The following is a 12206-nucleotide window of genomic DNA, read 5'->3' on the forward strand; positions in this document are numbered from 1 at the left end:
CTCGCGGCAGAAGTTATTGTCCGTACGTAGGCTGATGTTCGAATTTATATATCAGGAATACATCGAAGAGTCTTCCTTTGCAGGCTCTCTGACAGGTGAAGCCACGAGGTTTTCGTGCTGTTGGAGGTGATCGCGAATCAGTTTGCGAATGACCTGAGAGATAGTAAGGTCAACGTCGTTGGACAAGGATTCCAGCCGTTGTTTGGTCGGCGCGTCGATGAGGATGGTCAGGCGCGTAGTTTTATCAGGCATTTTTCTAGTCCTTTTACATACAAAAGCGCGGTCTCAACTGCCGCGGGCAGCAAGTGATACGAGAAGTATTGAAGCCTTGAACCGTGCAGTCAGTACAGCGGGATTCTAATTCAACTCTCCTGGTGTTTTCTACAGAGGGTGATTGAAAGTTGAGATAATGTGAGCTCCTGCACCTTTTACCAATATCCCTATTATCATGCGATTGTAATCCAATGAGCCTGAATACTAACAAGGCTCCAATGAAATTATACGAAGTAGTGGGGGCTGTCAAAATTAATACTGTCTATAACTAAAGTAGTGTATAGGCGCGCTGATAAATGTGGTCAGGCGATTCTTGCGCATTATGCCGGGTTTTTTTTCAGCGTTTCGCCGAAAAATACAGATCGAAAAAAAAGCTGTTGTTTGCTTTTGATTTTTGTGGTTGGGACGTAGGGGCGAGGTCGAGGGGGTTAAAGCAAAAAGGGCCAGGATGACCCTTTTTCAGGTGGCGGGATCAAGCAAAAACGAAGTACTTGCGCACGGTCTCCACTACTTCCCAGGTACCTTTCATGCCTGGCTCCACCACGAAGATATCCCCAGCGCGCAGATGGATCGGCGCCATGCCTTCAGGCGTGATCACGCAGTAGCCTTCCTGGAAATGGCAGTATTCCCACTTCACGTACTCCACGTACCACTTACCCGGCGTGCAGATCCAGGTGCCCATGATCTTGCTGCCGTCTTCGCTGGTATAGGCGTTGAGGTTGACGGTGTGCGGGTCGCCTTCAAGCTTTTCCCATTTGCAGGCATCCAGGACCGGCAGTGGGTGGGTGTCGCGCAGTACGGTGATGGGCTTGGACATGATGACTCCGAGGCAGGGAAGGGAAAGCTCAACCCTAAGGCCTTGGGCGCTGCGCCAGTGGTCTGAACTCGACATCGGGATGTCCAGAAGCGCAGGCCATGTGATGAGCTGGAAATCACCCCCATCCCTGTGGGAGCCGGGCTTGCCCGCGATAGCGGAGTGTCAGGCAATGAAGAGGCTGGCTGCGCCATCGTCATCGCGGGCAAGCCCGGCTCCCACAAGGGGCATGTCTAAACGAAAGATTTGTGCAGTAACTGACCATTTCCTCGCAGTAAGTGCGAAATATTTCCCATCTCACGCCAGAATTCGCAAGAAAATTCAGAGCTGGCCCTCGTATCATTCACCCCAGTACCCAGTGAGAGCCTTGCAATGAACCCAATAAAAACGTGGTGGGATATCAGCCCGCCCTTGAGCACGGCGACCCCGACCTGGCCGGGCGATACGCCGTTCCAGGAAGAGCGCGTGTGGCAGTTCGGCCCGGAGTGTCCGGTAAATGTGGGGCGCGTAACCCTGTCGCCGCACACCGGTGCCCATGTGGATGCACCGCTGCATTACAGCGCCGATGGCGCGCCGATTGGCGAGGTTTCGCTGGATGTATATATGGGGCCGTGCCGGGTATTGCATTGCCTGGGCAGCGGCGCGTTGGTGCAGCCGCATCAGTTGCAAGGGCGTGTGGATAACCTGCCGGAGCGCGTGTTGTTGCGTACTTATCCACAAGCGCCACTGACTGAATGGGATTCGAATTTCACTGCCATCGCCCCGCAAACCATTGAGCTGCTCGCCGGCCTGGGTGTGCGCCTGATCGGTATCGATACGCCGTCCCTGGACCCGCAACAATCCAAGACCATGGATTCCCACAACGCCGTGGCGCGCCATGGCATGGCGATCCTCGAAGGCATCGTGCTCGATGAAGTGCCGGAGGGCGACTATGAACTGATCGCGCTGCCGCTACGTTTTGCCCATCTCGATGCCAGCCCGGTCCGCGCCATTCTCCGCCCGCTCAAGGAGCCCACGCGATGAGCCAATGTCCTTTCTCAGCTGATTACCAACCGCCGGAAGAATGGCATAACGCCGAACTGAATTTTTCCGAGTCCATGAGCTATGGCGATTACCTGGACCTGGGCAAAGTCCTCAGCGCCCAGCACCCGCTTTCTCCAGACCACAACGAAATGCTCTTCATCATCCAGCACCAGACCTCGGAGCTGTGGATGAAGCTGATGCTTCACGAACTCAAGGCTGCCCGCGAACATGTGCGCCTGGGTGAGCTGCCACCAGCGTTCAAGATGCTGGCGCGGGTGTCGCGGATCTTCGATCAACTGGTGCACGCCTGGGCCGTGCTGGCGACCATGACGCCGTCGGAGTACAAGGCGATTCGCCCGTTCCTGGGGCAGTCGTCGGGGTTTCAGTCGTTCCAGTACCGCGAGATCGAATTTATCCTGGGCAACAAAAGCCCGGCGCTGCTGCGGCCCCATGCTCATCGCCCGGATTTGCTGCAGCAATTGCAGGTGGCGATTGCCACGCCGTCGCTGTATGACGAAGCGGTCAACCTGATGGTCAAGGCCGGACTGGCGATTGACCCTCAGCGCGCCGAGCGCGACCCGACGGCGGCCACAGTGCATGACGACTCCGTGGAGGCGGCGTGGCGCGAGGTGTATCGCGACCCGAATCGGTATTGGGACTTGTATCAATTGGCCGAGAAGTTTATCGACCTGGAAGATTCGTTCCGCCAATGGCGCTTCCGACATGTCACCACAGTGGAGCGCATCATCGGCTTTCAGCCGGGTACCGGCGGCACCGAAGGCGTGGGGTATTTGCGCAAGATGCTCGACACGGTGCTGTTCCCTGAACTCTGGCGAGTACGTTCCACGCTCTAAACAAAAAAGCCCCGCATCTGCGGGGCTTTTCATTTGGAATGCAGCTAAAAATGTGGGAGCAAGCCCCCTCCCACAGAGTTTACTGGGTGACTGCAACTTTCCCGTTTCTGATCCGAAACCGATAGGCGATGTAGATAATTCCCACCCACACCGGCATCGCATACACCGACTCGCGAATCCCCGGAATCGCCAGCATCACGCCAATGATCATCACCATGAACGCCAGGCACAGGTAGTTGCTGAACGGGAACCAGAAGGTCTTGAACGACGGCGTCACGCCTTGCTCGCCCATGGCCTTGCGGAACTTGATGTGGGTCAGGCTGATCAGCGCCCAGTTGATCATCAACGAAGCAACCACCAGCGCGAACAGCAACTCCAACGCACTGTGCGGCGCGACGTAGTTGACCACCACGCACAGCATCGTCACCAACGCCGAAATCGCCAGGGCCCGCAGCGGAACGCCTTGTTTGTTCAGCTTCATCAGCGCCTTGGGCGCGTCACCCTGCTCGGCCAGGCCGAACAACATGCGGCTGTTGCAGTACACGCCGCTGTTGTACACCGACAACGCCGCGGTCAGCACCACGAAGTTGAGGATGTGGGCGGCGGTGTCGTTGCCGATCAGCGAGAAGATCTGCACAAACGGGCTGCCGCTGTAGGCATCGCCCGACGCGCCGAGGGTTTGCAGCAATTGATCCCACGGGTACAGCGACAACAGCACGGTCAGCGCGCCGACGTAGAAAATCAGGATGCGGTACACCACCTGATTGATCGCTTTGGGGATCACCTTGCGCGGTTCGCTGGCTTCGGCGGCGGTGATGCCGACCAGTTCCAGGCCGCCGAACGAGAACATGATGAAGGCCATGGACATCAGCAGCCCCATGCCGCCGTTGGGGAAGAAACCGCCGTGGCTCCACAGGTTGCTGACCGACGCTTGCGGGCCGCCAGTGCCGCTGAACAGCAGGTAGCAGCCGAGCACGATCATGCCGACAATCGCCACCACCTTGATGATCGCAAACCAGAACTCGGCTTCACCGAAGAACTTCACGTTCAGGGTGTTGATCAGGTTCACCGCAACAAAGAACACCAGCGCGCTGACCCAGGTTGGAATCTCCGGCCACCAGAACTGGATGTACTTGCCTACCGCCGTCAACTCGGCCATGCCCACCAGCACGTAGAGCACCCAGTAGTTCCAACCCGCCAGAAAACCCGCGTAGCCGCCCCAGTATTTGTGCGCGAAGTGGCTGAAGGAGCCGGCCACCGGCTCTTCGACGATCATCTCGCCGAGCTGGCGCATGATCAGGAACGCGATAAAGCCGGCCACTGCATAGCCCAGGATCATCGACGGCCCCGCCGACTTGAGTACCCCGGCCGAGCCGAGGAACAAGCCTGTACCAATCGCGCCTCCCAAGGCGATCAGCTGAATGTGCCGGTTCTTCAGGCCACGCTTGAGGCCCACCGGGTTAACCATGTCATCCGCCATTAACATTCCCTTCTACTTGTTTTTCTCAAGGGTGATTGCACGCCGCATCGGCCCCTCAGAACTGCTGAGGGTCAGATATTACTCTGCGTAAACTTTTCGTAATACAGCTGAACGCCATCAAGTGCCTGATCCACCAGCCATTGTTGAATGGATTCGACCATTGGAGGGGGGCCGCACACGTACATATCCGCCGATCTGTCCCGCAATTCGGCCAGGTCAAAATGTTCGGTGAGGTAGCCGCGCTTGCCGGGCCATTCGGATGAAGCATCGCTGAGTACTTCGGTGTAGCGAAATCCCGGGATTTTCCTCGCGTAGTCCTGGATACGCGCCGCTTCGCATAAATCCTCGGCACTGCGCACGCCGTAGTAGAGGTGCACCGGTTGCGAGCAACCGTTGGCCGCCAGTTCATCGAGCATACCCAGCAACGCCGACAACCCGGTACCGCCCGCCACTAGCACCAGCGGCCGGGTGACATGCCGGAGGTAGAACGCCCCCAATGGCGCCTCCAGCAGCATCGCGTCGCCCGCCTGGCAGCGTTCGCGCAGGTAGTTGCTCATCACCCCATCCGGCAGCAGGCGCACCAGGAACTGCAGTTGGTTACCCGGCCGATTGGCGAAGGAGTAGGAGCGCCAACTGTCGGTGCCGGGCACCGCGACACGAGCGTACTGGCCGGGCAGGAAATCCAGTGGCTGGTCCAGTTGCACCTGCAAGATCGCCGTACTGGTGGAGACCTGCTGCACGTCGCTCACCGTACCGCGTACCTGCACTGGCCCGGATGCATTGCACAGGCTTGAATCGAAGTCGAAGTAGAAGGTGGCGTCGGACTGCACCCGAGTCTGGCAACTGAGCATCTTGCGTTGCTGCAGGTCGAGGCTCGAGAGCGCTTCTTCGTCGACATAGTCCTGGGTGTACTCGCCGGATTCGCAACGCCCCTGGCAGGTTCCGCACACGCCTTCGCGGCAATCGAGCGGGATCTTGATACCGTTGCGCAGGGCTGCATCCAACAGGATTTCATTGGCGCCCACCGGGAAGAACAGGGTTTTGCCATCGGCAAAGCTGAAGGCCACTTTGTGATTCATTGGAAAAACTCCCGGTGCCTATAGGTGATAGAAATCCAGCACCGAGTTGATGGTGTCGTTGAGCAGCAAGGCGTGCTTGCGCATGATCAGCCAGCTGTCGCCCGCAGGCTTCAGGTGGTACGTGGCATGCCCGTAGAACTGCTCGGATGTGGCCAGGCGATAGAACAACGTGTGCCAGTTCAAGCGCACCTCCAAGGTGCCGTCAGCCTGCTCCGAAATGCGCAGGTTATTGATCAGGTGCAGAGTGCGCGGCATTGGCGTGGCCGAGGCAGCCTTGCCTGTGCGCAGGCGGAACACGCGGTCTTCCAGGCCTGAACGGTTGGCGTAGTAGATCAACGACATCTCACGTTTTGGGTCTTTGGTGTAGACGTGTTCCGAGTCCCATTGCGGCAAATGGAATTCGCTCTGGGGGTCGAACAACTGCACGTAGGCGTCCCAGTCCTGGGCGTCGCACAGTTCGGATTTACGGTAAAAAAACTGCTCGACCCGGTACTGCAATTGCGCATTCATCACTTCACCTCCCGCAGGCTCAGGGCCTGCTGGTCCAAACCCTTGAGCAGAAACTGTTGCCAATTGCGGTGCTGGTTGACGTACAAGCCTTCGTGGGTGAATTCAGTGCCGGTCATGGCCGGTTGAATGCCGATGGCTTCACTGTTGGGCGTGGGTCCGGTCTCCCAGCGGTGGCTGCCCCGTGATATATCGCTCCAGCGTTCCAGGCGGCCCTGGAAACCGCGCTGGGCTTCGCGAAACTCCACCAGGTCGTCCGGCGTGCCCATGCCCGAGACGTTGAAGAAATCTTCGAACTGGCGAATGCGGTTTTCGCGATCCGCGTCGGATTCACCCTTGACCCCCAGGCATTGGCTGATGATCTCGGTCTTGTTCCAGGCCACTGGGCGGATGATGCGCAGCTGCGAACTGATCTGGTCGAGAAAGAACAGGCTGGGGTAGATGTTCAGGTTGCGCAGGCGGTGCATCATCCATTCGGCCTTTTGCTGGCCATGTTCGGCCACCAGGCGCGGCATGATGGTGGCGTAGCCGGAACGTACGCTGGGGTTGGGCATGTCGCTGAACAACACACTGTGGCCGTTATTGAAGGCGAACCAGCCGTCATCGGTATTCGCGTCGCCGGCGCCGAGCTTGCTGTAGTCCAGCGTTGTACTCGCGCCTGCGCCGTTCTCGGTATTGACCTGCTGGCGGTGCTGCACCGTGGCCACGTAGTTGTAGTGCACGGTGCTGACGTGATAACCGTCCAGCCCGTTTTCGTTTTGCAGCTTCCAGTTGCCGTCGTAGGTGTAGGCCGACTTGCCCGGCAGCACTTCCAGCTCTCCCGTGGCCGATTGCGCCACCATCATGTCGAAGAACACTTTGGCGTCGCCAAGGAAATCTTCCAGGCTGTTGGTGCCGTTTACGTCAAGGCTGATAAACACAAAGCCTTTGTAGCTTTCGATGCGCGCCTTTTTCAGGCCGCGGGTGGCTTTGTCGAAACCTTCCGGGTATTCCCCCGGCGCCTTGACCTTGACCAGCCGGCCATCGCTCTTGTAGCACCAGGCGTGGAACGGGCAGGTGAAGGTGGACTGGTTGCCCTTGCCCACGCGAGTGAGGGTGGTGCCGCGATGCTGGCAGGCATTGATCAGCGCGTTGAGCCGGCCTTCGCCGTCGCGGGTGATGATCATCGGCTGGCGCCCGGCACGCATCGTCACGAAGTCGTGGTTATTGGCCAGTTCGCTTTCGTGACAGGCATAGATCCAGTTTTTCTCGAAGATCAGTTCCATCTCCAGGTCGAACAACTCGGGTTCGGTGAACATGTCGCGGGCGATGCGGAACACTTCATCTGCCGGGCGAAAGTCCAGGCAGCTTTCGATAAAGGTTTTCCACTGCTCGACGGTTCTTGCACCACTCATGGGAGGCACCTTTTGATAATGGCTAAAACGGGTGAGCCATTAAGGCGCTGCAAGAGGGCGGTGGGCTATCCGCTTAATGGGGGAAGATGGGCCGCAAAGTTGGGCAGCAAATACCCAACACGGTGCGGCGCGGTGACGCAATGGGCTACTGTCATTGCAGGTGACGGTCGCAGAAAATCTGAATTTATCCACATAGTCGACGGTTGCTATCCACGTGGTTGCAACGGTGCCGACGTGGCTTGGAACTTGCTGTCGATGTTCAACGACGCGCCGCCAGAGCGCGCAAACGCCTAACCGCCGTGGGTGCAGCCCGATGAGTAGCCAGACACGCGATATTCACATTCAACGCTTTGACCTCGAAGGCGCCCGCAGCTGGATGTCCGGTATCTGCGGGCCCCATCGCCTGGCGACGGCTAACCCCGAGCGCCTGCGATTTCACCACAGCGCCAACGTGTTCAAGTCCCGCGCCACCACCCTGGGCGTGATTGAGTACGGCACCGACGTGACCATCGACATCGAAGACGCCGAGCATTTCAGCAGCTACAGCCTGAGCCTGCCGTTGGTGGGCGAACAGGAACTGAGCAAGAACGGTGAACGCCTCAGGTCCAACCGCGACCAGGGCGTGATCATTTCACCCAACGAGCACCAGGTGCTGGCGATTTCCGGTGACTGTCGCAAGTTGCAGGTGGTGATCACCCGTGCGGCGATGAGCGAGTCGCTGGAAGGTTTGCTGCAACGGCCCATTGATGCGCCGCTGCGCTTTGAATCGGTGATGGATGCCGTGGACGGCGCCCCGGCTTCGTGGTGGCGCATGGCGCGATACTTCATCGCCGAACTGGAATGCAGCAGCGAGTTGTACGAGCAGGCCGCATTTACCCGGGACCTGGAAAGCTCGCTGATCAAAGGGCTGATCCTGGCCCAGCCGAATAACTATTCTGAAGAATTGCGCGAGGTGTTGGGGGTAAAACTGCCGCACTACCTGATTCGTGCGCGCCAGTACATCCACGACAACGCCCGTGAAGCGCTGCACCTGGAAGACCTGGAGGCGGCGGCTGGGGTGTCGCGGTTCAAGCTGTTCGATGCGTTTCGCAAGTACTTCGCCTTGTCGCCCATGGCGTATCTGAAGAAGCATCGGTTGGGGGCGGTGCGTCAGGAGATTCTTGAACAGGGCTCGATCCGAACCATCTCTGAAATTGCGTTGGGTTGGGGGTTTACCCACTTGGGCAGGTTTTCGGCGGAGTACCGCAAGCTGTTCGATGAGTCGCCCAGCCAGACATTGCAACGCAAGCGCCTGCGCATTACTTGAACCTGATGAAGATCAAAATGTGGGAGGGAGCAAGCCCCCTCCCACATTGGATTTTCAGTGCATATGGAATCTCAGATCAACTCCTCCACCAGTTGCAGGCAATGAGTCAGCCCCGGCGACTGGTCATTCACCCGTCGGCTCAGAATGATCGGCGAGGTCGCAGTCGCCTCCACCACCGGCGTATAGCCAATATCCGCCCGATGCAGCACCTGCACCGACGCCGGTACCAGCGTCACACCCATACCGGCGCCTACCAGGCCGATGGCGGTCTGCAACTCGTTGGTCCACTGCGCCACCTTCAGGCTCAAACCGTGGGCGTCGAACAGCGCGATCACATGGTCGGCATAACTGGGGCGCGGGTTGCCTGGGTAGAGCACAAAGGGCTCGGTGGCCAACTGGGCGAGGGTGGCAGGGGCACCCAGCAAGGGGTGGCCGCTGGGCAGCACGGCCACCAGGCGATCCTCCACCAATACGCGCTGGACGATGGCCGGGTCGTCGATGCGAATGCGCCCGAAACCCACATCGATGCGCCCGGCCTTGAGCGCTTCGACCTGTTGCAGCGTAGTCATCTCCGACAAGCCCAACTCCAGCTCCAGGGCCTCGTGATTGCGCAGCCTGCGAATCAGTTCGGGCAGCACGCCGTACAAGGTCGAGGGTGCAAAGCCGATGCCCAGCCACGTCTTCTCGCCAAGGCCGATACGCCGCGTGTTGTCGCAAACCGTGCCCAGCTGTTCGAGCAGCACATTGGCGTGTTCATAGAAAAACCGCCCGGCTTCGGTCAGGCGCAACGGTCGGCTCCGCTCCAGCAGCAGCACCCCCAGTTCATCCTCCAGCTGCTGGATTTGCCGGCTCAAGGGCGGCTGGGCGATGTGCAGGCGTTCGGCAGCCCGGGTGAAATTGAGGGTCTCGCCCAGCACCTGGAAATAGCGCAAGTGACGCAGTTCCATATCGACTCCTTTCATACCTTGAGGGTATCGCACAAGACCAATTCTATATTGGAAGCCCGAAAAAATGCGGAACAGAATCGACGCAAATCTATAAAGAACCCAACGGGTATTGCCATGCCGATTTGCACCATCGAGTCGATCGACACCCTCATCGTCGATCTCCCCACCATTCGCCCGCACAAGCTGGCGATGCACACTATGCAAAACCAGACCCTGGTGATTATCCGTCTGCGGTGCACCGACGGCATTGAAGGCATCGGCGAAGCTACCACCATCGGTGGCCTCAGCTATGGCAATGAAAGCCCCGACAGCATCAAGGTCAACATCGACCGCCATTTCGCGCCGCTGTTGATCGGCCAGGATGCGAACAATATCAACGCCGCCATGTTGCGCCTGGAGCGCAGTATTCGCGGCAACACCTTTGCCAAGTCCGGCATCGAAAGCGCCTTGCTCGACGCCCTCGGCAAACGCCTGGGCCTGCCGGTCAGCGAACTGCTGGGCGGGCGCGTGCGTGACGCGTTGCCGGTGGCCTGGACCCTGGCCAGCGGCAATACCGAACAGGACATCAGCGAGGCCGAGAAAATGCTCGACCTGCGCCGTCACCGCATCTTCAAATTGAAGATCGGCGCCGGTGAAGCCAGCCGCGACCTGGCCCATGTGATCGCGATCAAAAAAGCCCTTGGCGAGCGCGCCAGTGTGCGTGTCGACGTCAACCAGGCCTGGGATGAGGCCGTGGCGCTGCGGGCGTGCAAGGTGCTCGGCGACAACGGTATCGACCTTATCGAGCAACCCATCTCACGCAACAACCGTGGCGGTATGGCCCGGCTCAACCTGTCGAGCCCGGTGCCGATCATGGCCGATGAGTCCATCGAGTGTGTCGAAGATGCGTTCAACCTGGCGCGTGAAGGCGCGGCCTCGGTGTTTGCCCTCAAGATTGCCAAGAACGGAGGGCCCCGCGCCGTGCTGCGTACGGCGGCAATCGGCGAGGCGGCAGGCATCGGCCTGTACGGCGGCACCATGCTTGAAGGTGGTATCGGCACCCTGGCGTCGGCCCATGCCTTCCTCACGCTGAACACACTGGCGTGGGGCACCGAGCTGTTCGGCCCGTTGTTGCTCACCGAAGACATCCTTGCCGAGCCACCGGTGTACCGCGATTTCCAGCTGCATGTTTCCACCGCTCCGGGCCTGGGCCTGGCGCTCGATGAAGAGCGCCTGGCGTTCTTTCGCCGTGACAAATACTAAGAGGCGCCTGCCATGTTGTTCCACGTAAAAATGACTGTGAACCTGCCCCTCGACATGCCCTCCGAGCGTGCCGACAGCCTCAAGGCCGAAGAGAAAGCCCTGGCGCAACACCTGCAACAAGAGGGCAAGTGGCGCCACCTGTGGCGCATCGCCGGGCACTACGCCAACTACAGCGTGTTCGATGTCGACAGCGTGCAGGACCTGCATGACCTGCTGATGCAACTGCCATTGTTTCCTTACATGGCTATCGAAGTGAATGCGCTGTGCCGGCACCCGTCGTCCATCCATGCGGACGACCGCTAAGCCGGTTTCAACCTGATAATTACAAGATAAGGAGTGCACCATGTCCATCCGCCTGTCCCAGACTGCCCACGCCCAACGCTTTCTCGAAGAAGCCAGCGGCAACCTCAATGACGCCGGCAACCCGCGCGCCAAGGCGCTGATCTACCGGATCCTGCGCGACACTGTGAACATCATCGAAGACCTGGAAGTGACCCCCGAGGAGTTCTGGAAGGCGGTCAACTACCTCAATGATCTGGGTAAAAACCAGGAAGCCGGCCTGCTCGCCGCTGGCCTGGGCCTGGAGCATTACCTGGACCTGTTGATGGACGCCGCCGATGAGCAGGCGGGCAAGTCCGGCGGTACACCGCGCACCATCGAAGGCCCGCTGTACGTGGCCGGCGCGCCGCTGTCCAAATACGAGGCACGGCTGGATGATGGCAAGGATGACGCGGTGCCGTTGTTCATGCGCGGGCAAGTACGCGATACCGAGGGCAAGCCATTGGCGGGGGCGATTGTCGATGTGTGGCAGGCCAATACGGGCGGTACTTATTCGTGGTTCGACCCGAATCAGTCTGAATTCAACCTGCGCCGACGTATCGAGACGGATGCCCAGGGCCACTACCGTTTTCGCAGCATCGTACCCTCGGGCTACGGCTGCCCGCCGACCGGGCCGACGCAGCAGTTGCTCGACCAATTGGGGCGCCACGGGCAACGGCCGGCGCATATCCACTTTTTCATCTCGGCGCCCGGGCATCGGCACCTGACCACCCAGATCAACCTCTCGGATGACCCGTACCTGCATGATGACTTTGCCTATGCCACCCGCGATGAACTGATTGCCGAGATCCGCTTCAGCGACGATCCGCAACTGGCGCGCGAATTTGGCGTGGAAGGGCGGTTTGCGCAGATTGATTTTGACTTTGAGTTGCAGGTGGCTGATGCGCCGGTAGAGCAGAAACGCATGCAGCGCGTACGTGCCCTCGAAGACTGATCTGTGGGAGCTGG

The 12206-nt window shown here is 59.3% G+C and carries 13 protein-coding genes; 6 read left to right on the top strand and 7 right to left on the bottom strand.

What is annotated here, in order from left to right:
- Positions 1–51 precede the first annotated feature (51 nt).
- Both QMK52_RS11905 and QMK52_RS11910 read right to left on the bottom strand, forming a co-directional pair.
- Positions 52–252 (bottom strand): hypothetical protein, encoded by a 201-nt coding sequence (locus QMK52_RS11905; protein WP_005791371.1) that lies wholly within the window; start codon positions 250–252, stop codon positions 52–54.
- A gap of 493 nt (positions 253–745) precedes the next feature.
- Positions 746–1090, bottom strand: coding sequence for a cupin domain-containing protein (locus QMK52_RS11910; RefSeq protein ID WP_003194115.1), 345 nt, complete (start codon positions 1088–1090; stop codon positions 746–748).
- 369 nt (positions 1091–1459) lie between these two features.
- On the opposite strand from QMK52_RS11910, the gene kynB reads away from it, so the two are divergent.
- Positions 1460–2110, top strand: coding sequence for an arylformamidase (kynB, locus tag QMK52_RS11915; RefSeq protein WP_005791369.1), 651 nt, complete (start codon positions 1460–1462; stop codon positions 2108–2110).
- Positions 2107–2964 carry a tryptophan 2,3-dioxygenase gene (gene kynA, locus QMK52_RS11920; RefSeq protein ID WP_005791367.1) on the top strand — a complete coding sequence of 286 codons (858 nt, stop codon included), beginning with the start codon at positions 2107–2109 and terminating at the stop codon, positions 2962–2964. Before kynB ends, kynA begins: the two co-directional genes overlap by 4 nt.
- 79 nt (positions 2965–3043) lie before the next feature.
- Here the strand turns inward: kynA and QMK52_RS11925 are convergent, their stop codons facing one another.
- The 4 genes from QMK52_RS11925 to antA form a co-directional block, all read right to left on the bottom strand.
- Complete coding sequence (locus QMK52_RS11925) at positions 3044–4444, bottom strand: amino acid permease (RefSeq protein WP_005791366.1); 1401 nt, start codon at positions 4442–4444, stop codon at positions 3044–3046.
- 71 nt (positions 4445–4515) lie between these two features.
- Positions 4516–5523: an anthranilate 1,2-dioxygenase electron transfer component AntC gene (gene antC / locus QMK52_RS11930; protein WP_005791364.1), complete on the bottom strand. Its 1008-nt coding sequence runs from the start codon at positions 5521–5523 to the stop codon at positions 4516–4518.
- A gap of 18 nt (positions 5524–5541) precedes the next feature.
- The gene (gene antB, locus QMK52_RS11935; protein WP_005791362.1) at positions 5542–6033 is read right to left on the bottom strand and encodes an anthranilate 1,2-dioxygenase small subunit; all 492 of its coding nucleotides are present in this window, start codon (positions 6031–6033) and stop codon (positions 5542–5544) included.
- Entirely contained in the window at positions 6033–7424 is a 1392-nt protein-coding gene (gene antA / locus QMK52_RS11940) for an anthranilate 1,2-dioxygenase large subunit (protein ID WP_005791361.1), read from the bottom strand. Before antA ends, antB begins: the two co-directional genes overlap by 1 nt.
- Before the next feature lie 313 nt (positions 7425–7737).
- On the opposite strand from antA, the gene QMK52_RS11945 reads away from it, so the two are divergent.
- Positions 7738–8730 carry an AraC family transcriptional regulator gene (locus tag QMK52_RS11945; RefSeq protein WP_320404126.1) on the top strand — a complete coding sequence of 331 codons (993 nt, stop codon included), beginning with the start codon at positions 7738–7740 and terminating at the stop codon, positions 8728–8730.
- Positions 8731–8801: 71 nt separating this feature from the next.
- Here QMK52_RS11945 and QMK52_RS11950 read toward each other — a convergent pair whose 3' ends face one another.
- A complete protein-coding gene (locus QMK52_RS11950) occupies positions 8802–9677 on the bottom strand; it encodes a LysR family transcriptional regulator (protein ID WP_032879497.1) in 876 nt (291 codons plus the stop codon).
- 114 nt (positions 9678–9791) lie between these two features.
- Between QMK52_RS11950 and QMK52_RS11955 the strand changes: the two genes are divergently transcribed.
- From QMK52_RS11955 to catA, 3 genes are read left to right on the top strand one after another with little or no spacing between them, the layout of a single operon-like run.
- Positions 9792–10919: a muconate cycloisomerase family protein gene (locus tag QMK52_RS11955; protein WP_320404127.1), complete on the top strand. Its 1128-nt coding sequence runs from the start codon at positions 9792–9794 to the stop codon at positions 10917–10919.
- 12 nt (positions 10920–10931) lie between these two features.
- A complete protein-coding gene (gene catC, locus QMK52_RS11960) occupies positions 10932–11222 on the top strand; it encodes a muconolactone Delta-isomerase (RefSeq protein ID WP_320404128.1) in 291 nt (96 codons plus the stop codon).
- 40 nt (positions 11223–11262) lie between these two features.
- Complete coding sequence (gene catA, locus QMK52_RS11965; RefSeq protein ID WP_320404129.1) at positions 11263–12192, top strand: catechol 1,2-dioxygenase; 930 nt, start codon at positions 11263–11265, stop codon at positions 12190–12192.
- The last annotated feature ends 14 nt before the right edge of the window (positions 12193–12206 follow it).

It is taken from the genome of Pseudomonas sp. P9_2 (assembly GCF_034008255.1).
Taxonomy (GTDB): Bacteria; Pseudomonadota; Gammaproteobacteria; order Pseudomonadales; family Pseudomonadaceae; genus Aquipseudomonas; species Aquipseudomonas synxantha_A.

Excerpts from the sequence above, each read along its gene's own strand:
- QMK52_RS11950 (WP_032879497.1), bottom strand. The coding sequence starts at position 9,677 with ATGGAACTGCGTCACTTGCGCTATTTCCAGGTGCTGGGCGAGACCCTC.
- antC (WP_005791364.1), bottom strand. The coding sequence starts at position 5,523 with ATGAATCACAAAGTGGCCTTCAGCTTTGCCGATGGCAAAACCCTGTTC.
- QMK52_RS11910 (WP_003194115.1), bottom strand. The coding sequence starts at position 1,090 with ATGTCCAAGCCCATCACCGTACTGCGCGACACCCACCCACTGCCGGTC.
- QMK52_RS11925 (WP_005791366.1), bottom strand. The coding sequence starts at position 4,444 with ATGGCGGATGACATGGTTAACCCGGTGGGCCTCAAGCGTGGCCTGAAG.
- kynB (WP_005791369.1), top strand. The coding sequence starts at position 1,460 with ATGAACCCAATAAAAACGTGGTGGGATATCAGCCCGCCCTTGAGCACG.
- antA (WP_005791361.1), bottom strand. The coding sequence starts at position 7,424 with ATGAGTGGTGCAAGAACCGTCGAGCAGTGGAAAACCTTTATCGAAAGC.
- kynA (WP_005791367.1), top strand. The coding sequence starts at position 2,107 with ATGAGCCAATGTCCTTTCTCAGCTGATTACCAACCGCCGGAAGAATGG.
- catA (WP_320404129.1), top strand. The coding sequence starts at position 11,263 with ATGTCCATCCGCCTGTCCCAGACTGCCCACGCCCAACGCTTTCTCGAA.
- QMK52_RS11955 (WP_320404127.1), top strand. The coding sequence starts at position 9,792 with ATGCCGATTTGCACCATCGAGTCGATCGACACCCTCATCGTCGATCTC.
- catC (WP_320404128.1), top strand. The coding sequence starts at position 10,932 with ATGTTGTTCCACGTAAAAATGACTGTGAACCTGCCCCTCGACATGCCC.
- antB (WP_005791362.1), bottom strand. The coding sequence starts at position 6,033 with ATGAATGCGCAATTGCAGTACCGGGTCGAGCAGTTTTTTTACCGTAAA.
- QMK52_RS11945 (WP_320404126.1), top strand. The coding sequence starts at position 7,738 with ATGAGTAGCCAGACACGCGATATTCACATTCAACGCTTTGACCTCGAA.
- QMK52_RS11905 (WP_005791371.1), bottom strand. The coding sequence starts at position 252 with ATGCCTGATAAAACTACGCGCCTGACCATCCTCATCGACGCGCCGACC.